This window comes from Rhizobium sp. USDA 4016 (assembly GCF_056279705.1).
The window spans coordinates 518,563-544,828 of sequence record NZ_JBWCCY010000004.1; the positions used below are offsets into that span (position 1 = coordinate 518,563).

Here is a 26,266-nt window from a genome sequence, read left to right on the forward strand (position 1 = left end):
TCTCAATTTTCCCTTCGCGTGCGGCCGCTTTGGGCGCCGATGCACAATTCGGTAAAGTGAGCGCTCATCCGATCGGCGTCGGGCTCAATGCCGCAGAAGAGCTTGAAGGCTGCTGCCGCCTGAAACACCGTCATCCCTCCACCCGGCAAGGTGCGGCAGCCGAGACGGGTGGCAAGCGCCAGAAGCTCGGTCACCAGCGGCATGTAGACGATGTCGGCGACCCAATGATGGGGCTCCAGCCACCTTTCCTCGATCGGCAACCCGGGATGGTTCTTCATTCCAGTCGGCGTGGCGTGGATGAGTCCGTCGGCGCTCTGCATCGCCTTGCCGACATTGGCGATGGCGACGGCCCGCTCAGAGGAAAACCGCGTGTTCAATTCCTCGGCCAGCTTTGTCGACCGTGCAATATCCTGATCGAAAATCGCCAGATGCTCGATGCCGAGTTTCATCGCGGCGTGTGCGACCGCGACGCCCGCGCCGCCGGCGCCCAGAAGGACAGCCCGATGCCGCGGGATGTCAGGAAGGCCGCGCCGAAAGTTTTGATAAAAGCCGTACCAGTCCGTGTTGTGACCGGTCCGTCTTCCATCCTTGAACACGACCGTGTTGACGGCGCCCAGCATGCGGGCATCCTCGGACAGATCCGTCAGATGCGGAATCACCGTCTGCTTGCAGGGGTGGGTGATGTTGCTGCCGGCAAAGCCGCGCGCCTCCTCTTCCGCCAGAAGGTCAGGCAGGGCGGTGGCCGGAAGGCCGCGCTCCGCAAGGTCGAGGAGTTCATAGCGATAGTCGAGCCCCTGAAGCAGACCTTCGCGCTCGTGCAGGGCAGGGGATTTCGACATCTGGATATCCGCGCCGATCAGTCCCACCAACACAGCGCGCTTCATCGTTTCGTTTGAAACAGTCATGTGGGGATCGCCTTAATGATGGGCCAGGATTTCGCCGAGGAAGGCTTGGGTGCGCGGATGCGACGGATTGCGAAAGAAGGTTTCCGGCGGCGCTTCTTCGACGATCTCGCCCGAGGCCATGAAGATCACGCGGTCGGCAACCTGCCGCGCAAAGCCCATTTCGTGGGTGACGCAAATCATCGTCATGCCGTCTCTGGCCAGACCAATCATCGTGTCGAGGACTTCCTTGACCATCTCAGGGTCGAGTGCACTGGTCGGCTCATCGAACAGCATGGCTTTTGGTTCCATGCAGAGCGCACGAGCAATGGCTACGCGCTGCTGCTGCCCGCCCGAAAGCTGCGCCGGGAACTTCTCAGCCTGGTCGAGAATGCGGACGCGTTCGAGATATTTGCGGGCGACTTTCTCGGCATCCGCCTTGCTGGTGCCGCGTACGCGCATCGGCGCAAGCGTGCAGTTTTCCAGGATTGTCATGTGCGGAAACAGGTTGAAACTTTGAAACACCATGCCGACTTCGCGCCGGACGGCGTCGATCGACTTGCCGCTGTCATCCAACTTTGTCCCTTCGACCATGATCGTGCCTTTCTCGATTTTCTCGAGCGCATTGATGCAACGGATCAGCGTGGATTTACCTGATCCTGACGGTCCGCAAAGGACGATTTTCTCGCCTTTGCGAACCGTAAGGTTGATGTTCTTCAACGCATGGAATGCGCCGTACCATTTATCCACCCCTTCCATGGAGAGGAGCGGGCTTCGATTGTCAGCTGCGTGCGGCACGGCGACCTCCTGCATAGAACGTGTATCAGTTGATGGTGAAGGGGATGTTCGGAATGGACTCGGGAAACTTCGGAACCTCCACTTTCATCCACTTCGCGTAGACCTTGGCGTGCTCGCCGTTCGCCATGATCTTGTCGAGAAAGGCGTTGACGGTTTCATTCCAGTCCTTCTCGCCAAGTCGTGTTCCGACGCCATTGAATGTCGTGAGGAAATCGATCTTGCGTTCATATGTGCCGGCACTGGCCGCTTCCAGACGGTCGAGGTAGAACTGGTTGCCGCCGACAGCCTGAACCTGGCCGGAAAGCAGCGCCTGGATGGTCGCCGCATCGTCGTCGAAGCGGCGGACTGTTGCGTTGGAGCCGACCGCGTCGGTCACCGCCTTGTCCTGAGAGCTTGAGCGTGGAACGCCGATGTCGATGCCGGCAAGATCTTCGACCTTGGCCATCGTCTTGTCCTTCGGTCCGTAAAGCGAAATCGTGTTGCCAGCATATGGCTTGCTGTACTGGATCGACTTGGCCCGTTCCTCCGTCATTGCCATGGTGGCAAACAGGATATCGACCTTGCCGGTGACAAGCGCCGGAATGCGGTTGGCGACCGCGAGCGGTGCGAATTCGACCTCCACGCCCAGTTCCTTGGCGAAGAGCTTGGCGATGTCGGCATCGAAACCGTCCTGAACGCCGCTCGAATTGACAAAGCCCCAGGGCGCGTTGTCGCCCTGAATGCCGACGATGATCTTGCCCTTGGCTTTGACCTCCTCCACCGTCGCGGCTTGGGCAGACATCGGCGATAGCCACGGGGCCATCATCAGAGCTGCTACTGCGAACAGAATTCCACGGCGCTTCAGACCGGTCTTAAAGCTGCTGATCATTACCTTCTCCTCCTTGGTTGATAGAGCTTATGCGTTCGTTGGATTGCCAACTTACCGGACGGCCTTTGCCATCCGATTTTCGAGCCAGGCCCCATAGAGAGACAAAGGCCAGCAAATGACGAAGTAGATCGCGCCGACGATGCCGAAGATAAGCAACGGTCTGTAGGTCTGGTTCGAGACGATCTGTCCGGCGCGGGCGAGCTCGATAAAGCCGACGATGGCGGCAAGCGACGTGCCCTTGATGAGCTGAACGAGAAAACCGATGGTTGCCGGCAACGAGACTTTGAACGCCTGGGGAAGGACCACGTCCTTCATCCGCGACACATAGTGAAGCCCCAGCGCATTGGCGGCCTCGGTCTGGCCCTTCGGGATTGCCTGGATACCACCACGCCAGACCTCGCCCAGGAATGCGCTGGCATGCAGCGTGAAGGCGATCGCGACAGCCACCCAGGCCTCGACGCTGACGCCGAGAAGCGCGATCCCGTAGTAGACGACGAAGAGCTGCATCAGCAGCGGTGTACCCTGGAAGACTGAGATATAGCCCGCCGCCGTCTTGCGGAGGGCTGAGAGTTCAGATGTGCGGGCAAGCGCGATGACGAGTCCGAAAACCCCGCCGCCGATGAAGCCGATCGCAGATAGAAGCAATGTCCACTTCAGGCCCTGCAGCAGGAATAGCATTTCGTTTTGGCCGATAACACCCATTGTCCTGCTCCTCACCGCACCGGATAGCTGAAGAAATGCCGCGAGATCAGCGCAAACAGCCCCATCATCATCCAGGAGATGACGAGGTACATCAGCGTGATCGTGAAATAGACCTCGAAGCTGCGGAACGTGTCGGACTCGATGATCTGCGCGACGGAGGTCAGCTCGTAAGCCGCGATAGACGTGCAGACCGATGTCGTCAGCGTCAGCATGATGAACTGGCTGGTCAGCGAGGGGTAAATTGCCCTGAGCGCCGGTTTCAGAACGATCAGGCGAAACACCTGCGCCTTGTGCAGGCCGAGTGCCAGACCGGCTTCAACCTGACCTTTGTGGATGCTGTCGACACCGCCACGAATGATTTCGATGGCATAGGCGCCGCCATTGATGGCGAGCGCGATGATCGCCGTGACAGTGGGATTGAGGCGAACACCCATCATCGGCAGGGCGAAGAAAATGAAGAAGATTTGCACCAGGAAAGGGGTATTGCGGACCACTTCGACGAAGGCGATGACCGCCGCGCGCAAGGGACGGACTTTCGATGACCGGGCCGCGACGCCGATCACGCCGATCACCAGCGCCAGCGACATGCCGGCCAAGGCCAGACCGATCGTGGCCAGAGCCGCCATCAGCAGGTCGGGCATCTTTTCGAAGACAACGCTGAAATTCAGCACGTAGTTCATGACAATATCTCTCTCCGCCGACAGGCTCCTCTGCCTGTCCCCGTGTCGTATTAGCTTTTGCGCTGTTGTTCGTGGTTAGCCGGTCAACGCACGGGTGGTATCGTGAAGGTGCCGCAAATGCTCCTCGGGCGTCTGGCTGGAATGGATAGGCACCTCCACCGAAACGGCAGCGCCTGCCGGCAACACTTGAATCAGGCTCACGACGGCAAGCTCACCCAGCCCCGGCGCAAAGCGTCCCGTTCTGGCCTCGCTAATCATTTGTTCCACCATGAGCGGTGCAGGTCCGCGGGCGTCGCAGAGTTGAATGCTCCTGACCATGCCTTCAGGAGCAGAAGAGACGTCCTTCGCCTGCCCGCCATTGCGGAAGAAGTGCAGCGCATCGACCAGCGCACCGCCATTGTTCCGTTCGGAATCCTGCACGATCGACAGGCTGTCATGGAAGCTGGCGACGGTGCGCCAGCCCATGTTCTCAAGATCGACGCCCATGCCGAACGTGGCCGCGAGGTCGCAAAGCGCTGCGAAATTGGCAACAAGGCGCTCCCGATCCGGGTCGTCGCCGCAAACACTGAGACGCCGCGCACCGAGCGCGCTGGCGGCTTCAAGCATGGACGTCAGAGCAGCGGCATCAAAGTCCGGTCCTATGACAACGAATTCGATGTCATAGAGCGAAATCCCTTCGCCCTCCAGCCGGGCCCTTACCTCACGCGCTGAGTCGCTTCCCGCCGGGAGATCATAATAGGGAGCGCCGGGAAAGGCCGGATGAAGGCGCAGACCGACCGATGAAAAACCGGCTATGGCTGCGAGCGACACAAATTTTGCCGGCTCGACATCAATCGCTGAAAAATGCGCGACCCCCAGCAGTGGCGCGGAAGTCCTGGCTGCTATGGTTTCCTCCCGGGTCTCCATTCAGGTAATTCCCTTTTCAGCGAGATGCCGTCGCAGATTTGTGCCGGTGCGATGGATGTGTTCGCGCAGCCGGTCGCAGGCATAGTCCATATCCCGCGCCACCGTTCCCTGTGCGATTTCGCTGTGTTCGACACTGACATTGCGGTCGCCGGATGTTCGGGTGAGAAATGTGCGCCGGTAGCGGTCGTTCAGGTTCAGCATGGTCTTGCAGAAACTGAGAAGCAGCGGTTTACGGCAGCCCGAAATCAATGTGAGATGAAACTCCCGGTGGACGGCCTCCCACTGCTCAAGCGTTTCGGGTTTGGAAGCATCCCGTTCCGTGCGATTGAGACGATGAAGCGCACGCATGACGTTGCCTTCCCAATCGACATCGCCGACGCGCATGGATTCCCGCAGCGCATAAGTTTCGAATTCCTCGCGCAAACTGGTGATCTCTTCGAGGTTCGACAGCGAAACGGGCGAGACGCGGTAGCCGCGATTGTCTTCGAACTCGACCAGCCCGTCCGAAATCAGACGCGCCAATGCCTCGCGCAAAGGGCTGAGGCTGACGTTAAAGCTCTGTTTTGCCCGATCGAGATTGATCTTGCTGCCGGCCTCGAGCTGGCCGGAAATGATCGCTTCGCGCAACCGCGATACGAGCTGGCTGGCGATCGTGTTCTTGCCGTCATCCGGAAAGGATGGCGTGGGCGTTGCCGCCTCAACGCCGCTTTCCGAAATGAGGCTTCCAGGCCCTGATCGCAATCGACATCCTCCCAGATGGTTTCGCCACGTTTTCTGGTGGCGGATTTCATTATCGACGATCGATATAATAAACGATTATTTATGTCAAATTGTTTTGGAGAAATTTATCCAGGATCTCCATGCTCGGCCGCAGGAAGCTCATAATATGTAATTAAATCAGTATTTTGGAATCAGATACTGAGTGAACTAAGCGTATTTTCCCTAAATCGCGTAAGTTGAAGTCGTGTCAGGCTTGACAAATAATCGATGATTTATCAAAACAGGCCTCCACAGGGAGGCGTGAGATGGTGATACGGACGCAAGAGGATGTGACGGCCGCTGTTTTGAAGGTTATGGAGCAGACCTCGGATGACCGACTTCGCGAGATCATGACGGCGCTTGCGAAGCATCTGCACGCATTTATTCGCGAAGTCCGCTTAACGGAGCCGGAGTTTCGCGATGCCACGGCGGTCCTTAACGAAATCGGCCAATTGCAGACGGACAGCCATAACGAGTTCGTCCTGATGTCGGGGTCTCTGGGTGTTTCGACGCTGGTTTGCCTGCTCAACAATGGCGACCAGGGCCAGACGGAAACGTCCCAGTCGCTGCTTGGCCCCTTCTGGCGCCTCAACTCGCCGCGCGTTGAAAATGGCGGCACCATCATCCGGTCGGATACGCCGGGTTCGCCGCTGTTCGTTCACGCGCGGGTGGTGGATGCGCAAGGCAGCCCCATTGCCGGCGCCGAAGTGGATGTCTGGCATGCGTCGCCCGTCGGTCTCTACGAGAACCAGGATCCCGATCAGGCCGAGATGAACCTGCGGGGCAAATTCACCACGGACGCAGACGGTCGCTTCTGGTTCAGCACGGTCAAGATGGTGGGCTATCCGATCCCGGTGGACGGTGTCGTCGGCCGGCTTTTGAAAGCGCAAGGACGTCACCCCTATCGCCCGGCGCACCTGCACGCGCTGATCTTCAAGGAAGGGTACAAGACTCTGATTTCGCAAGTCTTCGATCCTAGCGATCCGAATATCGATTCCGACGTTCAGTTCGGCGTTACCTCGGCGCTGACCGGGGATTTCGTGCAGCATGACGAACCGCATCCGGACGATCCGAATGTGAACGTTCCCTGGTTTTCCCTGGAATACACATACGTGATGGAGCCCGGCGAGGCAGTTCTGCCGCGTGCGCCAATCAAATAAACAAACGGGAGAACGACACCCATGTTGACGGATGAAGAGCGCCGCGTTGCGGCACAGGCACTGCTGACCGCCGAGGAAAGCCGGGTGCCGATCCCGCAGCTCAGCAAGACCTATCCGCACATCGAGATCGAGGACGCTTATCGCATTCAGGATCTTTGGGCGGAAGGCAGGATTGCCAAGGGTGCGCGCGTGGCAGGGCACAAGATCGGACTGACCTCACGCGCCATGCAGATGGCATCGAAGATGACCGAGCCGGATTACGGGCGCATCCTCGACGACGCTCTGTTCAATGACGGTGCCCAGATCAGGGCCGACCTTTTCATCAAGCCGCGGCTCGAGGTTGAGCTGGCTTTCATCATGGGCGAAGATCTCCAAGGCCCAAATTCGCGCATCTATGACGTCATGCGCGCCACTGAATTCATTGTTCCGGCACTCGAAATCATCGATTACAGAACCGAGGTCCCCCGCGCGATCACCGATACGATCGCCGACAATGCCGCCTTTGGCGCCATCGTTGTCGGTGGCCGTGTCATTCGTCCGATGGATGTCGATATCCGATGGATCGGCGCAACGCTCTCCAAGAACGGGATCATCGAGGAATCCGGCGTTTCGGCGGCCGTCATGGGACATCCCGCAGCAGGCATCGCCTGGCTCGTCAACAAGCTCCATGCGGTTGGCGGCAAGCTGGAGAAGGGGCAGATCGTGCTGGCGGGTTCTTTCACGCGGCCTGTCGACATCGCGGCGGGAGACGTCATCCATGCGGACTATGGCCCGGTCGGTGCGATCGGCGTCGCTTTTGTATAGGGGAAAACATGAATCTTCCGGAAAATCGCTTCAAGCGGGCGCTGCGCGAAAAGGGGCAGCAGATCGGTCTCTGGTGCAGCCTGCCGGGCAGCTATGCCGCGGAGATCGTGGCGCCTTCGGGCTTCGACTGGCTGCTGTTCGACACCGAACACTCGCCGAGCGATGTGCTGACAGTCTTGCCGCAATTGCAGGCGGTCGCCGCCTACGACGTCTCGGCGATCGTGCGGCCTGCCAGCAATGACGCGGTGCTGATCAAGCGGTACCTCGATATCGGCGCGCAGACGCTGCTCATTCCCTATGTGCAGAACCGTGCGGAAGCGGAAGCCGCGGTTTCCGCCATGCGCTATCCTCCGGCCGGTATCCGAGGCGTGTCCGGGCTAACGCGGGCGACGCGTTTTGGGCGTGTCGCCGGTTACGCGAAGCGGGCAGAGGAGGAGTTGTGCCTGCTGGTGCAGCTGGAAACCCGTGCGGCACTGGAGGCCTTGGAGGCCATTGCACAGGTTGATGGTGTCCATGGTGTCTTCATCGGCCCGGCGGATCTTGCCGCCAGCCTTGGACATCCGGGGGAGCCCGGCCATCCTGAGGTCGTGGCTGCCGTCGAGGATGCGATCAGCCGCCTTGCGGCTCTCGGCAAGCCGGCCGGCATTCTGACGCCGGACATCACCTTCGCTGCACGCTGTATCGAACTTGGCACGACCTTTACGGCGGTCGGTGTCGACGCCGGCCTTCTCGCACGCGGAACCGAGGCGCTGGCAGCGAAATTCAGGCAACAGTGACCGCAAGATTGCGCTGTCCGGCAGGAGATCGAGACATGACCGACGATATCGCAGCTTCGCTCACCGCACTGATCCCGAAAGGCTATCTGCGGGCGGCGGTAAACCTCGCCAATATGGCTTTGGTGCAGCTCGATCCGAATACAGGAGCCTTTGAAGGTGTCAGCCCACAACTCGCTAGAGAGTTTTCAGAGCGCCTTGGCTGTCGTGTCGAATTCGTCGCCTACCCTTCGGCAGCCAGTATCCTGGACCGGGTCGATCAGGACGAGTGGGACATCGCCTTCCTGGCCGCCGACCCGGCGCGCGAAGACAGGCTGCTGTTTTCGCCTGCCTATGCGCTGATCGAGGGTACGCTTGTGGTTCGAGAGGGAACACCGTATCGCACCATTCAGGACGTCGACGCGGAGGGCGTGGAAATTTGCGTCACCCGAAACGCTGCCTATGAGCTATATTTGTCCCGGCGTCTCGCGCATGCCAAAATCGTTCATTCGTCTACGCCGGGGGAAGCCCTTGAAATGCTTGTCGAAGGTAAACACCACGCCGCGGCGGGTGTATGGCAAGCGCTTGAGCGCTTTGCGAGCGCGCGTAAGGGTTTCCGCGTCTTAGCGGAACCATTCCTCATTATCAGGCAAACGATCGCTGTCAGTTGTTCCCATCCAGCTGCGGGTCTCTTGGTGCGCGAATTTGTCGAGGAGGTCCTTCGAGGAGGTTTCTCGGAAAACGTCATCCGCGATGCGCAACGCAATGGCGTTGCTTTGGCAAATTGAGCTAATCCAAATTGGGATAGCGACCGCAGGACCCGTTCATTCGAGCATAGAGGTGATGGGTTGTTGTCTTCTCTATTCGGCGTGGTGAGGTCAAGCACCTTCTGACTATCCGTACCTATGGTTGATGTCTTCGCAGTATCGCGCTTCTCTCCGGGCTCGGCCTGTGTGGCCCTCCCATTATGGGACCAGAAGAATGGGGCGAAACAATCTAATCGGCGACCTGATCGCGATGAGCGACCGCAACAGACAACCACGCGAACTTACCCCATCCGTCGTCCTGCGAAGGACATCTTTCCACCGGCGGCGGAATCTCTTGTCTCCTCTGGTTCTCGTTACCCTGGTTGCTTACGCAGCAACAGGCAAGCTCTCCCGTGTCCAGCAGAATTCGGTTCCGTCACTCCACATGCGATGCATGATCACCGCAAGCCGTCGGGCCAGGGCTACAACCGCCTTTTGCCGGCCGCGGCGTTTGGCGATATTCATCGCCCAGGCTCTTAGCCACGACCATTTCTTAACTTTTGCCAGCAGGACTTGCGCTGCTTCGTAAAGCAGGGATCGCATCATCGCGTCACCACAACAGGATACTCGCCCGACCCGTTTGCTTTCACCAGACTCGTTCAGTCTCGGCGTCAGGCCGAGCACAGAACCGACCGCTTTTGAATGTGCAAACCGCGCAGGAATATCGATGGTTGCCACATAGGTGAGAGCGACAACGGGGCCGACGCCGGGGATCGTCGTCAACCGGCGGCAGACTTCATCCTCACGGACCAAATCCAAAACCTTTTTGTGCAGCCTGGTGAACTCTTCACGCAGCAGTTTGCGTGCAGTCAACAAAGGCTGCATGATTTCGCGAAGATCAGGCCTGTCTTCGACGAGCTCATTGATCCGCTCCTCGAATTTGTGTTGTTACCAGATGTTCGTTTCATGATGTATCGCCGAATAGGCGATACCGCGTGTCCCCTCAAGGACCGCTTGGCGGAGCACCTCAATGGGATGGGACGACTGGGGTAGACTCGCAGTCACTTCGCCTGTCCGATCTTGTAAAGCCACCTCCCTCTCAGGGGCGCGCTGCGGGGTCTCCCTGCAGATGGGGGGTGTAAGAAGCCCGAGACGGTTCCTAGCCGCCAGCAATACCCGCATAGGCAGGGCACCCATGGTTGCTGCAAGTTAAGATGAAATCCCCGACCGGCCTGCTGCTATTACCGCGAAACCTATCAAGCGGGCGAGAATCAAAAATCACGCACGTGCGCCATAGTCATCAAAATTCATTGCCTATAATTGTTTTTCAGGCGATGCTTTCTCTAGTATGGATTCTCAGGCGCGAGCATCGAAAATCATGGAACAGGGGCAGAAGAAGCCGTTTTCAGGGCCAGTCAGCGTTCTTCACGGCCGCTGGCTGCCGAAAACGGCTATCCCGGCCGGTTATGCCGCTCTGATTGACGCCTTCGATCTGGCCGTGCCGATCCCCATCACCCTCGCTGCGATTGGCCCCCGACATAAGGTCTATCAGGCGGAGGGCTGGAAACTCTATACGCCCCGCCATGAGCCCGAAGCCAGTCTGACCGGCCACCTGACCTTTGCGTTGCGCTACGAGGGGCTGGATCTCGCTGTCCTGAAAATGCTCTTTCGCGCGACGGGTCCGGAAGCCATCGTCGAGATCGTTCGCGCGGCCCCGACTGGGGCCTATGCGCGACGGCTCTGGTTCCTCTACGAATGGCTGCTCGATCAGCCGCTCGATCTTCCCAACGCCACCCGCGGCACCTATGCCCTTGTCGTCGATCCTGAACAGCAATGGACATCGGAGGGTGAGACCTCTTCACGCCATCGTGTGAAAAACAATCTGCCCGGAACACGTGCCTGGTGTCCGATGATTTTCCGCACGCCGGAGCTGGATGACTTCGTCGCCCGGAATCTGGGCGAGGAAGCCCGTCGCGTGATCGCTGAGGTTCCGGCAGACCTTCTGGCCCGCACCGCCGCCTTCCTCCTGCTCAAGGACTCGCGATCCAGTTTCCAGATCGAGGGCGAAGACCCGCCTCAAGACCGCATCCAGCGTTGGGGCCAGGTTATTGGCGAGGCGGGGCGCCGCCCAGTGGACCGCATGGAACTGGAGCGATTGCAGCGCATCGTCATTGGGGATGCCCGCTTCGTTCACCTCGGCCTGCGTCAGGAAGGCGGGTTCGTCGGTGAGCATGACCGCGTGAGCGGTGCTCCGATCCCCGACCATATCAGCGCCCGGCATGAGGACCTGCCGGACCTGATCGACGGGTTGACCGCATTCGATCAGGGGCCGGCCCGGCATCTCGATCCGGTCCTTGCCGCTGCCGCGCTCGCCTTCGGATTCGTCTATATCCATCCTTTCGAGGACGGGAACGGCCGCCTGCACCGCTATCTCATCCATCATGTGCTTGCCGAGCGTGGTTTCAATCCGCCCGGGCTGGTCTTTCCTGTCTCAGCCGTCATCCTCGACCGCATCGATGAGTATCGCCGCGTACTAGAAAGCTACTCGCGGCGTTTGCTGGCCCATGTCCTCTGGAGGCCGACCGACCGGGGAAATGTCGAGGTGTTGAACGACACCGCGGATTTCTACCGCTATTTTGATGCGACGCCGCATGCGGAGTTTCTCTTCCGATGCGTGGCGCGTACGATCGATGTAGATCTGCCGGAGGAGGCCAGGTTCCTGAGGGCCTATGACGGATTCAGGGCCGGCCTGTCGCTTATGATCGACATGCCGGATCGTCTGCTCGATCTTCTTTTCCGCTTCCTGCATCAGAATGGCGGGACACTCTCGAAGCGGGCGCGGGAGAAGGAATTCGCCGCGCTGACAGAAGACGAGATTGCAAGGATCGAGGCGCTCTACGCGGACCAGCGGCACGATTGACGCCCTCTGAACCTCCAAGAACGGCTGGCATCGCTGCTAAACGTTGAGATGCGCTCGGAAATGCGTTGATAAACAAGGGAGTTTTCGCGTCTCAAGCCTGCAACCATTATTACTTGCGGCGAGCGCGAGTAATAATTAAATCCTCCCACCAACCACGCTACTATAGGCTGTAGCGGCCGAAACTGCGATCCCACACGATACGCTGCGCGCTCAGATGCCCCATCCACTGCACTATCAACGACCGGCTGATTGGATGCCGTCGCGCAGGTAGATCGCCTCCTGCCGGTAAAGCGAAGACCGCCAGGGTATTTGGAGACTGCAATATAGGCAAGCAGTCGTTCTGTCGGCAGACCGCTTTCGACGATGTGCGCCGGCGCCAGGGCCTGGATCACGCCGTCGCGGCCCCGGAAGGCGTATTGGGGCGTCCCGTCAGCCGGTGATCATCGGCGAAAAGGATAGTTTCTCGCAGAATCCTATGAGCTTCCGCACCGCATCGGAACCCGGCTCCGTCACTGCGGGGTCCGTGCCTATGAGGGTGATCACGCATTGGGCTCTACCCTGCCAATCGAGGATAGGTGCGGCAATCGCAACGAGGCCGGGAATGAAGCGTCCTTCCACTGATGAGAATCCACGCATTCGGAACGTCTCGGTCATTCTCTCGATGTCCTGCTCCGTTCGCAATTGGCTGTTCACGGTGGATGATGCCTTGCGTGCGGCGCGTAGTTCCTCTTCGCGGAAGAGGCAGCCGCGGGTCGCCGATTTGAAGATCGACCGCCGGGCCCAGCGCCAGCTTGAGTCCTCTAAGAACGGCAAGAGAGTACGAGCCTCGGCGCAAGCTCCCCGGCAAACCGAGGAGCCGCACCTGCGTGCTTATTTGGATCATCGCCACTGCCATCACATTCCAGGCTGCATCGGCCCAGAACCGGCACCAGTGGTTTCGATGGCGGCAGCGATCTCGGCCAAATCCTGTCTTGACAATGCGAGGCTTGCCGCGTCGAGCCAGCCGTCCACCTGGGCCGGGCTGCGGGCACCGACGATCGCCCCAGTCACCCCGGGCCAGGCCAGCGTCCAGGCAACCGCGACTGCGGCCACGCTCACCCGGTGACGCTCGGCAATTGGCTTCAGGGCATCGGCGAGCGTCAGATTGCGGGTAAGATGCTCCCCGGAAAATTCAGCGTTGCGGGACCGCCAGTCATCCTGCGACAGGGACTTGGCGCGTTCGACCGTAAAGCGACCGGTGAGAAGGCCGGATTGCATGGGACTATAGACAATGACGCCGGTCTCATGGGCATGGCACCAGGGCAGCTCGGCGCCGGCGACAGTCCGGCGGATGGCAGAGAATGGCGGCTGAAGCGTATCGACGTGGCCGAGGCGCTCGGCGACCTCGAGCTGTGCCACGGTGTGGTTCGACAAGCCGACGGCGCGGACCTTTCCTTCATTTTTTAAGTCAAGGAGCGTCTGCCAATACTCCTCCAGCGCTGAGCCATCATCGGCGGGCCAGTGCATTTGATAAAGATCGATGCGCTCGACGCCGAGGCGTCTTAGTGAAGCCTCCACCTCGCGGCGGATGCTTGCAGCCGCGCCGACACGGCGAGGCGTCGCCTGGCGTTCCTTTTCGTCCCAGACGAGGCCGCATTTGGTGAAGACATAGGGCCGATCATCGGCCGGGATTGCGGCGAGCGCCTCCCGCACGACCTCTTCTGAGTGTCCAAGGCCGTAGACAGCCGCCGTGTCGATCCAGTTGATTCCGCGCTCCACCGCGTGGCGGATGGCGGCGATAGAATCGCGGTCGTCCTGCGCGCCCCAACTGGCGGCCCAGTCGGCGCCGCCGATCGCCCAGGCACCGAACCCTGCACGTGTGATCTCCATGTCGGTGCGCCCGAGGCGGCGGGTGGGCAGCGCCGTAGCGACGGATTTTGCGGCTTGCTGGATAGTCATCTGTCTCTCCTGTTTCTGCAGTTGCCTGCTTTCGCGTGGCAACATTTCGCGATGTTTCGCGACGACGCCTTCATGGTCGTATTCGCAGGCGACGTAGAACTCCGCGTCGTCCGCTTCGACCGCCAATGACAGCATTGAGTTTCGATCAGTCACTTCCGTTGCGTCTCGGGTCAGCATTCCGCCTCGGCTTCGACCAGCTTACGAGCGACACTCGTCGCACGCGCTTTTTGGGGCTTCATAGGTCCCAAACGGGGCACCAGTCGCCGTTCACCAGTCGCATGCCCTTTTCGAGACCTGCGATCCGTCTGACTTCATCCGGCGTCAAAATGATCTTGCGGGCCGCGAAATTCGAGACAATGCGGTCCTTCTTGCCGGAAGAGGGTATGACGATGTGCCCCTTGGCCATCAGGAAAGCGAGAGCGATCTGCTCGCCCGTGACATCGTGCGCTTTGGCGATTTCTTCGAGAACCGGATCACCGACGACGGCACCGCGCGCCAGCGGCGAATAGGCGGTAATGGCAATGCCGAGCCTTTCGCAATGATCGATGATCGGCCGGTTCTGCATGTAGACGTGGCATTCCACCTGATTGGTGGTGATCGTGCGGTCTCCGAGCAGGCGGATGCTTTCATCTATCAACGCTTTCGTGAAGTTCGAAACGCCGATTCGCTTGGCGAGACCAGCGTCGAATACTTCTGCAAGCTGGCCAATGTAGTCGGCCAGTGGATATTTTTTGTGGGGCGATGGCCAATGCAGGAGGAGCAGATCAACCTGGTCCGTCTGCAGCTTTTCGAGACTCTCCTTGACGGAGGACATGACGGCGCCGGGTCCGTAATTTTCGGGCTTCACCTTTGTCGTGATGAAGATTTCGCCGTGGGGCACACCGGCGTCCTTGATGCCGCGGGCGACGTCCTGCTCGTTACTATAGCCCTGGGCGGTATCGATGTGCCGATAGCCCGCTTCCAGCGCCCAGATGACACCCTGATAAGCTTCTTCCGCGGAGCGGTTCCACGTACCGTAACCGATCTGCGGGATACCGGCGACCGTTGCTTCTATTGTCATATCGTCTTCCTTCTTCCTTTGCTCGGAATCCGTCCACGTAAAGCGGCACACATGGCCCAATCCGGCCGGACACCTTGATGGCGAGGCATGATGTCCTGGCTAGCGCTCGTTCCTCTAGCAAAACGCCGGACATGACTTCGCTCTTCCCTGTGCGGACGCATTTGCCGTATCGAAGAAATTTCGACGTGCCGCCAGGGATCACTGGCCAGACACGTATTTCCGCCAATTGTGTTCTTCCTTGAATCCGAGAACTTCACGGATCTTGCGGTTCGAGAGGGGTGCTTCCAACTCGCCGAGTTCTCGAACGATGGGTGTGTCCGGGGCCCAGCGCCTCAGAAAGTCGCGCGTTGGCATAGTCGCCGTGATCGTGTCATTGACCGCGTTAAAGACCTGAAAGCCAAGACCGTCGACCTGCAGGCAAAGGTCGACGATTTGCCCCAGGTCGCGGGCGTCGATGTAACTCCAGGCGTTCCGTTTGCGCGACGCTGGCTCGGCCAGGAAACCGGGAAAACGGTCGTACTCCTGAGGTTCGATGACATTGGCGATCCGCAAGGCGTAAATGTCCGCGCCGCTGCGCATCGCGAACGCTCGCGCCGTCTTCTCATTGACGACCTTGGACAAGCCGTAGCTGTCCATCGGGTCGGTGTCATAGTCCTCTTCTAGCGGGAATTGCTGGAAATTCTTGTCTCCCTCGGCAAAGCACACCCCATAGGTTGTCTCGCTGGAAGCGATGATTACTTTTCGGATGCCAAGTTTCACGGCGGCTTCTATGACATTGTAGGTCGAGATCACATTGACCTCGAAGGTCCGATTATCCGGTTTGAGCAGAAGGCTCGGAATTGCCGCGAAATGCACCACGGCATCAACCGGAGCCGGCCCGCCTCCAGGCTGGAGATCCTCGCCGCTAAAATGCATCGACAAAGCGTTGAACGTCTGGCCACCATCGGTGAGATCTGTGATCAGTGTTTGGACGCCCGGACAGTTCAGCGGGACGAGATCAAGGTTGCGAACCTTGTATCCCTTGTTCACCAGATAGGAGACGGCATGGCGGCCTGCTTTGCCGCTCCCACCGGTAAATACGATTCGCTTGTTCATTTTGACCTCCGATTCTTCCGTAGTCGAAAATTCCTCGCTGCTATTGCGCCGGCGATCCGCCTACCTGGGGCACTACACGCGTGTAAGCGCGCCATTCTGAACAGCAGGTCGACAGTTCCCTTCCGCCTGACAATAAGCCACTTTCTGCGCGTGTCCCGTTGCCCGGCGACGGGCGATGAAGCTCAGTGCGCGGCCGATTGCAACGATGAAGGCGGGCGGATCGGCGCCGAACTCCTCATAAAATGCATCCTCGTCGCGGCGGCAGCGTTCCTTGTCCTTCCGGCCGCTCAACTCGGACAGCCTGGCCAATGCGAGCAGGTCGAGCATGGTTAATCCTTTTCGGCCGTGCGGCTCACACTTGCTTGCTGACGCCGCGCCAAAGATCGATGCCACCTTCGGTGGCGTAATGGTCGATCTCCTGCAGATCCTCCGGGGAGAACTCCAGATTGTTGAGAGAATCGAGGGAGTCATCAAGCTGGGCGATGGTGCGCGCGCCGATCAGCGCCGAGGTGACCCGTGGATCACGCAAAGTCCAGGCAATCGCCATCTGCGCCAGTGATTGACCCCGCCGTTTTGCGATCGCGTCGAGGGCCTGGACACGACTTAGGTTATCCTCGGTCAAGAGGCGCGCATCAAAGGAACCGCCTTTGGCTGCTCGGGCGTCCTCCGGGATTTTGTTGAGATACTTCGAGGTCAGCAGTCCCTGGGCCAGCGGCGAGAAGGCGATGCAGCCCACCCCGAGCGCCCCCAACGCGTCGAGGAGTCCCTCCTCGATCCAGCGGTTCAGCATGGAATAGGAGGGTTGGTGAATCAGCAGCGGCACGCCCTCGGCGCGAAGAATGCGCTCTGCTTCGCGCGTCCTTTCCGGACCGTAGGACGAGATGCCTACATAGAGCGCCTTGCCCTGCCGGACCATCTGCACGAGCGCACCCATAGTCTCTTCGAGCGGCACATCCGTGGTCGGCCTGTGTGAGTAGAAGATATCGACATAGTCCAGACGCATCCGCCGCAGGCTTTGGTCCAGAGAGGCGAGAACATGCTTCCGAGAGCCTCCCGATCCATAAGGGCCGGGCCACATGTCCCAGCCGGCCTTGGAGGAGATCACCATCTCGTCGCGGTGATGCTCGAAGTCCTTCTTCAGGATCAGGCCGAAGTTTTCCTCGGCGGATCCAAATGGCGGGCCATAGTTATTGGCGAGGTCGAAGTGGGTGATGCCGCGGTCAAATGCGCGCTGGATAATGGAGCGGCCGGTTTCGAAGCAGTCCGTGCCGCCGAAGTTCTGCCATAGGCCAAGCGAAATCGGCGGAAGCTTGAGGCCAAAGCGCCCGCACGGGCGATAATTGACGTTCTCGTTCCTGTTCGGAGCTGGAGCATACATTTTCATAACCTCGACGTAGAATCGCTGGGCTCTTCGGAGCTGCCGGATTGTCGAGACGGACCTATTGCGCAACGAACGTTGAATCAATGCCGCCGGCATCAACGGATCGTTGAGCCTAATTCAATGATGGTGATGCAGCTATGCTAGCCGCTCGCTTTCCCGAATTGTCTGGATGAGTGCGCTGATGCCGAAGGGGAGCTGGCGCCGGCTGGAGTAATAGATCGAAAGGGGAGGGCCGACCGATGACCATTCCGGCAGCGCGATTTCGAGGCGTCCTGCCTGAAGGTGAGGACGAACCAGCCTTTCCAGGCAATAGGCGAGGCCAGCGCCGTTGATCGCCGCACCGACGGCGAGGTCGGTTGCGCCGGAAATGATCGACCCTGGTACCTCGATTTGGCGACGATCCTCGCCGCGCTCGAATTCCCAGTGATAGATCTGGCCACGTCCGGTTCGGATGCGAATGCATCTGTGCCTGTTCAGATCCTCCGGCACCACAGGTCGGCCATGACGAGCGAAATAGTCCGGTGATCCGACGGCAATCCATTGCAGGGGCGAAGTCAAGGGCATCGCGATCATGTCCTCCGGGATCGTGCCGCTGTAGCGAAGCCCGGCATCAAAGCCTTCCCCCGTAACGTCGACGAAATGGTCGTCGACGGCGATTTCTAGTTCGATGTTCGGAAATCTTTGTGCGAAAATTGGCAGTGCCGGGCTCAAAAGCAGAGGCACCGCATCGCGCAGAACATTGACGCGGACACTTCCGACTACTCCCTCGGATTGCGCCTGCAGCTCTTCCAGGCCTGAATTGATGAGGTCAAGACCCGCAGCTATTTTTTCGGCGAGCGCCTCCCCCGCAACGGTCGGGGCGACACTGCGGCTTGTGCGGTTGAGAAGGCGGACGCCCAGCCGTTCCTCGAGGGACTTCATGCGATGGCTGAGTGCCGACACCGTCACGTCCAGATGATCGGCGGCCTTTCGAAAGCTGCGATGCTGGACAATCAGTAGGAAAATCGAGAGGTCCGATAACTGGCTTCTATTCAGCATTCGTCCGACTTCCTCCGAAGATATCTTATTGTTGCAGCGAGCATGCTTTTATCGCGATCTGGTGGCGTGTAACCATGATGGCGGGAGCAGCCCGTGCTCCTTTTATAGAAGTTCCTAAGCGAATCTAAGCGCCCTTCCGTCGCCGTGCGACAGCCGGAGCCGGATCACCGCGTCGGAGCGCCGTTGCGACGTCCTTCGGAACGGTCGGCGGATCAAGCAACGAGTTGTCACTCTATTGGGACAGCAGAGGCAGCCGGGCAAGTTGCGAAAGGGCGGGCGTATCGAGGCGACGCCCGTCCTGCATCGCCCAATCGGTGAAGCTGAAGCCTTCCATTAAACTCAAAAGGAGATAGGCTTTTTGCGGGGTATCACTGCTAGGTGGCACTTCACCGGCCGCCACTGCATCGTCGAGAAATTTTGTAAGCCATTTGAGCTGCAAGTCAAAGAATTCCCTAGTGATTGCAACTTCGAAGGAATTTGACCTGCGAAAAAACCGAGGGCGCGCCCCTGGGCGAAGCCCCCGGCTGCAGTTGCATTCAAAGTTCGCCGAACCCACCGTCGACGACCATTTCGGATCCGAGCATGTAGCTGGATGCGTCGCTGGCAAGGAACAGCACGGCGGCAGCGATTTCTTCGGGCTGTCCAAGCCGCCCGATCGGAATCAATTTACTTGCGCCAGCGAGGTAGTCACCAAACTCCTCTTCGGTCTGCCCAGGATGCTCCGATTGGCTTACGCCGCGAAGAATGGGCGTCTCTATGAGGCCCGGACTGACGGCGTTCACGCGGATGCGCCGGTTGAGCAGTTCCGCCGACAGCGTGCGGGGCGAGGGATCGCACAGCCGCCTTTGATGCTGAAAGCATCGCTCGACCAGGCACGCCGACATGGTTGAGCCAGGCTGTGTTCAGGATGATCGAGCCCCCTCCCTCATGATCGGCTCCACCGCTTGGATGGAAAAGAACACGGACGTTCGTATCCATGAGACGGTCGTATTGAGCTTCGTCGGTAGTGGACAGAGGCGTCACATAAGCGACGCCCGCGTTCGGTTGGACTGGAATGTTGCCCGCTTGACTCGTGTTAAATTGCGAACGGGATGTCATGAAAAACCGGCAACGATGCGTGCTAGCCTCTGGTTTCTTGTACTAAAAAGAATCCGGAGGCTCGTGATGCATTGACAGTCAGGTAGATCACCCATCGCGGACAAATGCGAAGGTCGTTGCACCGTCACTTGCAAGAGTTCGCCAGCACAGGTCGCCCCGCTGCTCGGCATCCCGCGGAACAACTTGTCGCCCTTCTGGTGGACGCCAGCACCGCGGTTCGGCGGCCAGGTTTTCGCACTATTCGGCGAGTGACAGGCCGATCGGCGCTGTTGGCGAGAGTCGCTGGGATCCTTGCCGCCAGTAGCAGGAGCTTGACCGATGACGTTAGAGCTACATGGAGGCGAGCAATCGCTACCGGAGAGCCACAGCCGCAGTCACCCCGATCCGTATCTGGGGAGATGATCGACAATGACCGACCGTCCGCAGAAGTCCCCTGAATCACGATCGAATTACAGTTGTCTACTGCACCGCCCTTCACTCTTGTTCAGGCAGCTGTCAGGTCTGCCTCCTACGTAGGTCGCCAGGATGCTCCATTGAGGTGAAATATATGCGATATAGGTTTTAGGTGTTTGCGGCTCTGGCCGTTGCTTGCTCGTCCGTGTCCTCTCATTTGCCGCGACGACAGTGAAGATGACGGAGGGCGGCGAAGGCGGAGGTCCGATGACCCTTACGCTCGATCAGCCGACGGTGAAGGCAGCCGAGACGACCGTCATGGTTCACAACGATGCCATGACCGAAGAGCATGAGATGGTGCTCGTGAAGTTGAAGTCACCCGACCTGATGGTTCCCATCGTCAACGCGAAGCATCGGGTGGACGAGAGCAAGCTTAAGAGTCTTGGCGAGGTTTCAGAACTCAAACCCGGCGCTGATGGCTAGTTGAAGGTCAACCTTGTTCCCGGTTCCTACCTGCTGTTGTGCAACATCAAGGGCCATTACGAGGCGGGCATGCATACCGTGCTGACCGTCACGAAGTAGGAAGCAGCTGGAAGACCATTGCGGCGATCGGTGATCTCATCAAAGATCGCGATCCCGGCAAAGCAGGAGAGACTAAAATTGGAAAAACCGAGTTCAGCCGCGTTTTCTTTACCGCAGCGGGGTCTTCACTGGCTGACCGCCGCATTGGTGTTCTTCAACCTGCTGCTGCCGGATGGGATGAACGGTTGGCATCGCAGCATCAGGCAAACGGGTACGGCAACGGCCGATCAGGTTGCGAGTGCAAACATCCACGCCTATGCAGGTATCGCCATTCTTGTCGTTGTCGGCATTCGCCTTTGCCTGCGCCTTGTCCAGGGCGCACCCGCATCACCATCCGAAGAGCCGCCTTTCTTCCGGTGGGTCGCGATGGTTGCTCATGGCAATCTCTATTTTCTGCTGGTTGCGATGCCGCTTACGGGCATCGCCGCCTATTATCTCGGATATAGCGGAGCCGGAGACGTGCATGCCGACATCCTGAAGGTCATTCTCTGGATCGTGATTGCAGGCCACGTTCTGGGCGTCCTCGTCCACCAGTTCTACTGGAAGACCAATGTGCTCAGGCGCATGACAATCGGCTGATATCGCCGGATATCAGTGACCGTCCGGTGCAACGCGATTCGTATTTACCGCCTTTACCCCTGTCGCATTGGCGTTCACCCAACCTAAAAAGTGGATTGCAGAAGGTAATCTCTTCAGAGCTGTCGAATTGACAGCCGCAGCGGTCGCGACTCGCGACTTTGACCGGTCTCTGCGGCTTTTATGAAGAACAGCATGATGCTGATGATGTACATCAGAGAGGTTCCCAATGCTTAGCACCGTCGGTCCGGAACAAGGTTTGCCGATCAATGCGGACTGCCACCGCGTTGCTTTGCTCCTGAAGCGAGACCAGTCGGTGGGCGGCGTCCTGGATCATTGCGTCCTCGACGGATTGTAGCTGCGTGATCTTGCTGTATTCGGCGCAATCGCTTGCCGTGATCGCATCATAGGGAGCCATGCGCTTTCCAACCCTCTGGGTAGAGGATCGCTGCGACCCGGCGCATTGAGTCCTGGGCGTTTAACCGGAACAGCTTGTCTAGCGAATATTTGAGATTGGTCTCCGCGTTCATTGAGTTGAGGAGCAGGTGCATTGAGGCGCGATCGAGCTGATAGCGTTCGAGGTTCTCTTTGAATGTATCGAGCTCAGAGGATGTTGCGGCCAGGACGTCGCGTCTCTGGTTCAAGGGCGGCAATGTCCCGATCGATCCATCGCCCGTGACGAGGCTCTTTGCTTGTTGAATTGCTGTCTGACACGCATGAGCGCGAAGATCATCTATCGGCGTAGACAGGTGAGATGAGCTCAATGCTTATTGCTATCCCATAGACCGTCTGCGGGTCTTCCGCAGGACCATATAAGACCGGAGCCAGCTCCGCAATGTGGCCCGCGGGTTGATCATCGGAAGACCGAATTCTTTTCTGCCTTTCCCGGTGATCTGCAGGGAAAGGTAATCTCCGAGATCGAAATGGCGTTGCACGTCGAGATAGCCCTGCCGTTCCGCTCGCTCGATTGCCTCTTCCTCCTCGCCGGTAAAGGCGGCCTCAGCGACAATCCATCTGCTGCCTGCGCCGGGGGAGGCGCAGCGGTAATGAATTTCGAGCATCAGCGGGTACAAGGGCTGCGCCATGAGTGTTTTCCTTACGGCCGTTCCCGGGCCGATTGTGCATTCCTGATCGTTTTGCAGATCGCCGAATGCCGCGGTCTCAGCTTAGGAGACCGCGGCTTCGAGGATCGGTTACTCGACGTCTTCCTTCCCGCCTTCGCCGGTATCGGGCGCTGACATGGCCTCGCCGGTCGTTCCATCGACCGCGACGGTTTGGGATCCCTTGTCGGTCATCAATTCGATCTCGAACGCAGCGCTCGCCTGCTCGTTGTCAAGCGCGGCGTTGACTGCCTTGCCGCCGAATTTTTTCTCAGCGGCATCGATAGCTTGCGACAGGGTGATTTTCGACGCCGCAAGTTTCCCGTATTCGGCCCCGTCGTCCTGCCCGGCGTGCTGCTCTGCAGCGAATGCCGGACCGCTGGCGGCCGATGCGGCCAAGCCGATCGCGCCCGTTGCGATCAATGCGGCCATGGCGGAGTTCAGTGTGCGGTTATTGCTCATAGTCGTCTCCTTTCGGGAGCCCATCATTGGGCTGGTGAAGGTATGACGGCCACACATTGGTAGACGCGCGCTTTACCGATCAGTAAGGCAGCGGATAGGGGCTTTACGAATCCGTATGAATGCAGAAAACAGCCGGTGAGGTTCGCGGCGCAGGGTCATGACATGACCACTGCGACCACGAGGCCTCTATGAACATGTATGCAGCGGCGCCTGCCCGCTACGACGATCTCTGTGAGCTCGTGAATGCCAGGCTGACCACCTATCTGATCAATCTCGACCGCTCGCCCGAGCGGCGCCTTCGGATGGAAGCGAGGCTCACAAGTACGGGTCTCAACTTCGAGCGTATCTCTGCGGTCGACGGCCGGACATTGTATTTGCCGATACCGGCCTTTGACGAACATGGTTATCGCCTGCGGCACGGCCGCAGATCCAACCCGTTCGAGATCGGATGTTATCTCAGCCACGTCGCATGTGCGGAACGCATGCTGGAGAGCGGCGCGGCACATGCGCTTATCCTGGAGGACGACCTGACATTCGATGCCGATCTGATCGAAGTGCTTGATGCGGCTTTGGATAGCCATCGCGACTGGGACATCCTTCGACTTTCCACCGTCAACACCGGCCGCAAATTCAAAATTCAGGATCTGACGTCGAGCCGGTCTCTCGCCGTTGCGCTCACCCGCGAAAAGGGCTCGGGCGCCTATATCATCAACCGGAAAGCAGCCCGATGGATAACGAAGGCCCTCGTTCCTATGCGGCTTCCCTACGATCTCGCGTTCGACCTGGAGCACTTGAGCGCATTGCGGGCGATGTTCGTCGAACCGGTGCCCGTCAGGCAAAGCGCCGAAAGGACGTCACTTATTCAGAACGGCCTCTCTTCGCTCAAGCTCGGAAGGATACGCTACGCTTCGGTACTGCCGTTTCGGATCTATTATGAGGCAAGCCGGTTTAAGGCGCGTGCCATACGTCTCATCGCGTCGAAGCTACGAAGTCTGGCTACTGGGCGATGATGGCCGTTCCGTCGACCTTCAGGTCAGCGTCAGAAATCACCGTCAGATCAGGGCCTGCAGTTGCGTCTGCAGGCCTTGGCGATTGTGTAGGTGATGTTTGGACGTTTTGCTCGTCGAGGATAATGCGTTGATCGGGGATGCAGTGCGCGAACATATTGTTTCTGACGGCGGCCGCGTGGATTGGAGCGTGGACATTAAGCAGGCCACCGGAGCCATTGCGGCCAGATCCTATGATTGCATCGTCCTGGATCTGCGGCTTCCCGACGGAAACGGGCTTTGTTTTCTAAAGCGCATCCGCGAAATGGGCGAAACGGCCCCGGTGATCATCCTGACGGCATCCGATCAGGTAACTGACCGGCTGGAGGGAATGCGCTGCGGCGCCACCGACTACCTGGTCAAACCGTTTTCGCTGATCGAGTTGAGCCGGCGGATCGCATTGGTGGCGGGAGACTACCCGCCTTGCGCTTGAGAGCGTATCTCGCAAACCGGCTAGGCAATCCGGTAACCGGTACATGGACGGTGATCGGAGCGATCTGCGGCGCTTTCCTTGGCTTGCAATGCGTTGCCCGGGAGGTTCTGGAAGGCGAAACGCAGCGACTCGACGAGGCCGTGCTTCTGGCGTTACGACACGGCGGCGATCCCGGTACGCGATCGGACCGGCCTGGATCCTTGGCGTCGCCGAGAACATAACCAGTCTCGGCAGCCTCGCGATCATAATGCTCGTCACAGCATTCACCACGATATTTCTGCTCATTGCCGGCCGGTGGATTGCCAGCTTCTATCTCGTGGCGGCCGTTACGGGCGAATTGCTGATCAGCAACGGACTGAAGATCGCAGTTGCGCGCCCAAGGCCAACGGTCTTGGCTCACCTCGCCACTGTGAACGACTTCAGCTTCCCAGCGGACATACAATGGACTGTGCTTTATCTGGCTCTGGCTCTTCTGGCAGGTTCCATGCAGGCCGATAGGACACTAAAGTCATATCTTATAGCCGTGGGCGTCCTGCTTGCTTTTCTGATTGGCATAAGCCGGATCTTTCTGGGGGTGCATTACCCGACCGATGTACTTGCAGGATGGTGTAGTGGCGCAGCTTGGACGCTTCTCTGTTGGCTGTCCATGCGGCGGCGCATAGTTTCGGAGAGCCGGAAGGCAAGCGCTTGGGAAAGCTGCAAACCTACCCCCTGTGATCTTCCAGGTTCTCCCAGCTGATATCCATCGCATAGGCGGACGAGACGTGCGGCAGGCCGACATGGCCGTAGTAAAACGACAACTGACGCTCGGACCGGCCCTCGGGCATGCCGGCAATGCGATGGCTATAAATCGCCGAAACAAGCCCCGTGCGATCCGAACCGGCCTGGCAGTGAATCAGGATCGGCTTCGGCGCCGCTTCCATGATGGCAACGAGTTGATCCGCGCGGTCGAGCGTCAATACCTTGGATGCCGACATGGCAAAGTCGATATGTTCGACGCCAAGTTCCCCTGCAGTCTTGATCTCCGCGGCGTACCATGCGGCATTCGACTTCTCGCCACGCAGATTGATGATGGTCTTGATTCCATGTGTCCGAACGTAGGCGGACAGTTGTGCCGGCGTCGGCTGTGCAGAACGGTAGAGCTGGTCCTTGATCACGGTGTGGAAATTCCCGGCAATCTGCAGATATCCGGCATATCCGCCGAGACCCGCCGCGGTAACTGCAAAAGCGGCGCATACCCGCAAGATAGTTCTTCTCGGATAATGAATATTCATCAAGGCGTTCCGGTGGCTTGTCGGGTTCTGCCGCCTGAATGCATTGGATATCTGACAGGCACCTGAACAACCGTTCGGCGGAACCACGCAACTCGTAAGCGTGTCAGCGTTCCTCGCCAGGATTGGCGGATGCGATCATGATCATGATCGATAGGCCGGGATTGTTGTCGCTCACGCTGATCTGCGCGTCATGCAGATCGGCGATTGCCTTCACCAGACTAAGCCCCAGCCCGCTTCCGGGCGTGGTTCGGCTCTTGTCCAGGCGATAGAGCCGCTGGAACACTTTCTGCCGTTCGGTCTTAGGTATGCCCGGGCCGTTGTCGGCGACCGTGACTGCGATAAAGCTGCCGGTTGCCGATAGACCAAGCTGGATGGTAGTACCGGACGGGCAGTGCGCGATGGCATTCTCGACGAGATTGACCACCATCTGGGTCAGAAGCTCCTTATCGCCGAAACGTTCAGCTTCGGTTACCTGACGACGGCAATCCTCTTCCTGGGCGTTATCGCGCTCATAGCCGCAGCCTACTACTTCCTGAGGATCGGCCCCATCCTGGCGTTCTGGCTCGCCTATATCTTCACCGGCCGCTCGAGGCGTCGTTCGGCGACCTGCTCTCGCAGCCATCCGAATATGGCGGTCTGGAGTTCGGCACGATCTACACCAGCCTGATCTTCCTCGCCGCCATCATCGTGATCGTCATCTACATGACGATGTCACAGGCTCCGGCCGAGAGGGGCGAAGGAGCTCACTAGACCGCGCCAATAAATGCATCCGTGGAATACCGGCGGGTGATTTGCCGGTATTCACAGCCGGCTC

At 59.0% G+C, this 26,266-nt stretch carries 32 protein-coding genes and 4 pseudogenes; 11 read left to right on the plus strand and 25 right to left on the minus strand.

Annotation, left to right across the window (positions count from 1 at the left end; genetic code table 11):
• Positions 1 to 2: 2 nt before the first annotated feature.
• From ACZ9DP_RS17755 to ACZ9DP_RS17785, 7 genes are all read right to left on the minus strand, one after another.
• The gene (locus tag ACZ9DP_RS17755) at positions 3 to 905 is read right to left on the minus strand and encodes a shikimate dehydrogenase (protein ID WP_476203074.1); all 903 of its coding nucleotides are present in this window, start codon (positions 903 to 905) and stop codon (positions 3 to 5) included.
• 12 nt (positions 906 to 917) lie between these two features.
• On the minus strand, positions 918 to 1,640 hold the full coding sequence (locus ACZ9DP_RS17760; RefSeq protein WP_476205392.1) for an amino acid ABC transporter ATP-binding protein: 723 nt from the start codon (positions 1,638 to 1,640) through the stop codon (positions 918 to 920).
• A gap of 64 nt (positions 1,641 to 1,704) precedes the next feature.
• Entirely contained in the window at positions 1,705 to 2,547 is an 843-nt protein-coding gene (locus ACZ9DP_RS17765; protein WP_476203075.1) for a transporter substrate-binding domain-containing protein, read from the minus strand.
• 51 nt (positions 2,548 to 2,598) lie between these two features.
• Positions 2,599 to 3,249, minus strand: a complete 651-nt coding sequence (locus ACZ9DP_RS17770; RefSeq protein ID WP_476203076.1) for an amino acid ABC transporter permease — start codon at positions 3,247 to 3,249, stop codon at positions 2,599 to 2,601.
• An 11-nt stretch (positions 3,250 to 3,260) separates the two neighbouring features.
• Positions 3,261 to 3,929 (minus strand): amino acid ABC transporter permease, encoded by a 669-nt coding sequence (locus ACZ9DP_RS17775; RefSeq protein WP_476203077.1) that lies wholly within the window; start codon positions 3,927 to 3,929, stop codon positions 3,261 to 3,263.
• Between the two features lie 75 nt (positions 3,930 to 4,004).
• Positions 4,005 to 4,835, minus strand: a complete 831-nt coding sequence (locus ACZ9DP_RS17780) for a sugar phosphate isomerase/epimerase family protein (protein ID WP_476203078.1) — start codon at positions 4,833 to 4,835, stop codon at positions 4,005 to 4,007.
• On the minus strand, positions 4,836 to 5,552 hold the full coding sequence (locus ACZ9DP_RS17785; protein WP_476205394.1) for a GntR family transcriptional regulator: 717 nt from the start codon (positions 5,550 to 5,552) through the stop codon (positions 4,836 to 4,838).
• A 308-nt stretch (positions 5,553 to 5,860) separates the two neighbouring features.
• Here ACZ9DP_RS17785 and ACZ9DP_RS17790 point away from each other — a divergent pair, with 308 nt between their 5' ends.
• The 4 genes from ACZ9DP_RS17790 to ACZ9DP_RS17805 are packed head-to-tail and all read left to right on the plus strand — an operon-like array spanning position 5,861 to position 9,098.
• On the plus strand, positions 5,861 to 6,754 hold the full coding sequence (locus ACZ9DP_RS17790; protein WP_476203079.1) for a dioxygenase family protein: 894 nt from the start codon (positions 5,861 to 5,863) through the stop codon (positions 6,752 to 6,754).
• Between the two features lie 21 nt (positions 6,755 to 6,775).
• On the plus strand, positions 6,776 to 7,558 hold the full coding sequence (hpaH, locus tag ACZ9DP_RS17795) for a 2-oxo-hept-4-ene-1,7-dioate hydratase (RefSeq protein WP_476203080.1): 783 nt from the start codon (positions 6,776 to 6,778) through the stop codon (positions 7,556 to 7,558).
• An 8-nt stretch (positions 7,559 to 7,566) separates the two neighbouring features.
• Positions 7,567 to 8,334 carry a 4-hydroxy-2-oxoheptanedioate aldolase gene (gene hpaI, locus ACZ9DP_RS17800; protein WP_476203081.1) on the plus strand — a complete coding sequence of 256 codons (768 nt, stop codon included), beginning with the start codon at positions 7,567 to 7,569 and terminating at the stop codon, positions 8,332 to 8,334.
• 35 nt (positions 8,335 to 8,369) lie between these two features.
• Positions 8,370 to 9,098 carry a transporter substrate-binding domain-containing protein gene (locus ACZ9DP_RS17805; protein ID WP_476203082.1) on the plus strand — a complete coding sequence of 243 codons (729 nt, stop codon included), beginning with the start codon at positions 8,370 to 8,372 and terminating at the stop codon, positions 9,096 to 9,098.
• 345 nt (positions 9,099 to 9,443) lie between these two features.
• On the opposite strand, the pseudogene ACZ9DP_RS17810 reads toward ACZ9DP_RS17805, so the two are convergent.
• Positions 9,444 to 9,998, minus strand: a pseudogene (locus tag ACZ9DP_RS17810) (IS110 family RNA-guided transposase); the annotation flags it as partial.
• A gap of 436 nt (positions 9,999 to 10,434) precedes the next feature.
• On the opposite strand from ACZ9DP_RS17810, the gene ACZ9DP_RS17815 reads away from it, so the two are divergent.
• The gene (locus ACZ9DP_RS17815) at positions 10,435 to 11,976 is read left to right on the plus strand and encodes a Fic family protein (protein WP_476203083.1); all 1,542 of its coding nucleotides are present in this window, start codon (positions 10,435 to 10,437) and stop codon (positions 11,974 to 11,976) included.
• A gap of 211 nt (positions 11,977 to 12,187) precedes the next feature.
• On the opposite strand, the pseudogene ACZ9DP_RS17820 reads toward ACZ9DP_RS17815, so the two are convergent.
• From ACZ9DP_RS17820 to ACZ9DP_RS17870, 11 genes and pseudogenes are all read right to left on the minus strand, one after another.
• Positions 12,188 to 12,398, minus strand: a pseudogene (locus tag ACZ9DP_RS17820) (IS66 family transposase); the annotation flags it as partial.
• 7 nt (positions 12,399 to 12,405) lie between these two features.
• Entirely contained in the window at positions 12,406 to 12,630 is a 225-nt protein-coding gene (locus ACZ9DP_RS17825; protein ID WP_476203084.1) for a hypothetical protein, read from the minus strand.
• 240 nt (positions 12,631 to 12,870) lie between these two features.
• The gene (locus ACZ9DP_RS17830; protein ID WP_476203085.1) at positions 12,871 to 13,914 is read right to left on the minus strand and encodes an aldo/keto reductase; all 1,044 of its coding nucleotides are present in this window, start codon (positions 13,912 to 13,914) and stop codon (positions 12,871 to 12,873) included.
• A gap of 235 nt (positions 13,915 to 14,149) precedes the next feature.
• Positions 14,150 to 14,974, minus strand: a complete 825-nt coding sequence (locus ACZ9DP_RS17835; RefSeq protein WP_476203086.1) for an aldo/keto reductase — start codon at positions 14,972 to 14,974, stop codon at positions 14,150 to 14,152.
• A 198-nt stretch (positions 14,975 to 15,172) separates the two neighbouring features.
• Positions 15,173 to 16,069 carry an NAD-dependent epimerase/dehydratase family protein gene (locus tag ACZ9DP_RS17840; RefSeq protein WP_194728023.1) on the minus strand — a complete coding sequence of 299 codons (897 nt, stop codon included), beginning with the start codon at positions 16,067 to 16,069 and terminating at the stop codon, positions 15,173 to 15,175.
• A gap of 72 nt (positions 16,070 to 16,141) precedes the next feature.
• Positions 16,142 to 16,396 carry a hypothetical protein gene (locus tag ACZ9DP_RS17845; protein WP_476203087.1) on the minus strand — a complete coding sequence of 85 codons (255 nt, stop codon included), beginning with the start codon at positions 16,394 to 16,396 and terminating at the stop codon, positions 16,142 to 16,144.
• A gap of 25 nt (positions 16,397 to 16,421) precedes the next feature.
• Positions 16,422 to 17,453, minus strand: coding sequence for an L-glyceraldehyde 3-phosphate reductase (gene mgrA, locus ACZ9DP_RS17850; RefSeq protein WP_476203088.1), 1,032 nt, complete (start codon positions 17,451 to 17,453; stop codon positions 16,422 to 16,424).
• A 132-nt stretch (positions 17,454 to 17,585) separates the two neighbouring features.
• Positions 17,586 to 18,488, minus strand: coding sequence for a LysR family transcriptional regulator (locus ACZ9DP_RS17855; protein WP_476203089.1), 903 nt, complete (start codon positions 18,486 to 18,488; stop codon positions 17,586 to 17,588).
• Positions 18,489 to 18,720: 232 nt separating this feature from the next.
• Positions 18,721 to 18,927, minus strand: a complete 207-nt coding sequence (locus ACZ9DP_RS17860; protein WP_476203090.1) for a hypothetical protein — start codon at positions 18,925 to 18,927, stop codon at positions 18,721 to 18,723.
• Between the two features lie 97 nt (positions 18,928 to 19,024).
• Positions 19,025 to 19,270: an SDR family oxidoreductase gene (locus ACZ9DP_RS17865; RefSeq protein WP_476203091.1), complete on the minus strand. Its 246-nt coding sequence runs from the start codon at positions 19,268 to 19,270 to the stop codon at positions 19,025 to 19,027.
• Positions 19,176 to 19,586, minus strand: coding sequence for an SDR family NAD(P)-dependent oxidoreductase (locus tag ACZ9DP_RS17870; RefSeq protein ID WP_476203092.1), 411 nt, complete (start codon positions 19,584 to 19,586; stop codon positions 19,176 to 19,178). The genes ACZ9DP_RS17865 and ACZ9DP_RS17870 overlap by 95 nt, the downstream gene beginning before the upstream one ends.
• 588 nt (positions 19,587 to 20,174) lie before the next feature.
• On the opposite strand from ACZ9DP_RS17870, the pseudogene ACZ9DP_RS17875 reads away from it, so the two are divergent.
• Together ACZ9DP_RS17875 and ACZ9DP_RS17880 are read left to right on the plus strand one after the other, a co-directional pair.
• Positions 20,175 to 20,561: pseudogene (locus ACZ9DP_RS17875) on the plus strand (copper resistance protein).
• Between the two features lie 78 nt (positions 20,562 to 20,639).
• Entirely contained in the window at positions 20,640 to 21,140 is a 501-nt protein-coding gene (locus tag ACZ9DP_RS17880; RefSeq protein WP_476203093.1) for a cytochrome b, read from the plus strand.
• A 211-nt stretch (positions 21,141 to 21,351) separates the two neighbouring features.
• Here the strand turns inward: ACZ9DP_RS17880 and ACZ9DP_RS17885 are convergent, their stop codons facing one another.
• From ACZ9DP_RS17885 to ACZ9DP_RS17900, 4 genes are all read right to left on the minus strand, one after another.
• Positions 21,352 to 21,555 (minus strand): hypothetical protein, encoded by a 204-nt coding sequence (locus ACZ9DP_RS17885; RefSeq protein WP_476203094.1) that lies wholly within the window; start codon positions 21,553 to 21,555, stop codon positions 21,352 to 21,354.
• Complete coding sequence (locus tag ACZ9DP_RS17890; protein ID WP_476203095.1) at positions 21,542 to 21,781, minus strand: hypothetical protein; 240 nt, start codon at positions 21,779 to 21,781, stop codon at positions 21,542 to 21,544. The genes ACZ9DP_RS17885 and ACZ9DP_RS17890 overlap by 14 nt, the downstream gene beginning before the upstream one ends.
• 129 nt (positions 21,782 to 21,910) lie before the next feature.
• A complete protein-coding gene (locus ACZ9DP_RS17895) occupies positions 21,911 to 22,222 on the minus strand; it encodes a hypothetical protein (RefSeq protein ID WP_476203096.1) in 312 nt (103 codons plus the stop codon).
• 108 nt (positions 22,223 to 22,330) lie between these two features.
• The gene (locus ACZ9DP_RS17900; protein ID WP_476203097.1) at positions 22,331 to 22,699 is read right to left on the minus strand and encodes a PepSY domain-containing protein; all 369 of its coding nucleotides are present in this window, start codon (positions 22,697 to 22,699) and stop codon (positions 22,331 to 22,333) included.
• Between the two features lie 188 nt (positions 22,700 to 22,887).
• On the opposite strand from ACZ9DP_RS17900, the gene ACZ9DP_RS17905 reads away from it, so the two are divergent.
• From ACZ9DP_RS17905 to ACZ9DP_RS17915, 3 genes are all read left to right on the plus strand, one after another.
• Positions 22,888 to 23,709, plus strand: coding sequence for a glycosyltransferase family 25 protein (locus ACZ9DP_RS17905; protein WP_476203098.1), 822 nt, complete (start codon positions 22,888 to 22,890; stop codon positions 23,707 to 23,709).
• A gap of 97 nt (positions 23,710 to 23,806) precedes the next feature.
• On the plus strand, positions 23,807 to 24,178 hold the full coding sequence (locus ACZ9DP_RS17910; RefSeq protein WP_476203099.1) for a response regulator: 372 nt from the start codon (positions 23,807 to 23,809) through the stop codon (positions 24,176 to 24,178).
• 247 nt (positions 24,179 to 24,425) lie between these two features.
• Complete coding sequence (locus ACZ9DP_RS17915; RefSeq protein ID WP_476203100.1) at positions 24,426 to 24,917, plus strand: phosphatase PAP2 family protein; 492 nt, start codon at positions 24,426 to 24,428, stop codon at positions 24,915 to 24,917.
• Here ACZ9DP_RS17915 and ACZ9DP_RS17920 read toward each other — a convergent pair.
• Positions 24,883 to 25,452, minus strand: coding sequence for a dual specificity protein phosphatase family protein (locus tag ACZ9DP_RS17920; protein ID WP_476203101.1), 570 nt, complete (start codon positions 25,450 to 25,452; stop codon positions 24,883 to 24,885). The two genes, ACZ9DP_RS17915 and ACZ9DP_RS17920, sit on opposite strands and share 35 nt — an antisense overlap.
• Positions 25,453 to 25,555: 103 nt before the next feature.
• Entirely contained in the window at positions 25,556 to 25,879 is a 324-nt protein-coding gene (locus tag ACZ9DP_RS17925) for a sensor histidine kinase (RefSeq protein ID WP_476203102.1), read from the minus strand.
• A gap of 15 nt (positions 25,880 to 25,894) precedes the next feature.
• Between ACZ9DP_RS17925 and ACZ9DP_RS17930 the strand changes: the two are divergent.
• Positions 25,895 to 26,202, plus strand: a pseudogene (locus ACZ9DP_RS17930) (COG4705 family protein); the annotation flags it as partial.
• Between the last annotated feature and the right edge of the window lie 64 nt (positions 26,203 to 26,266).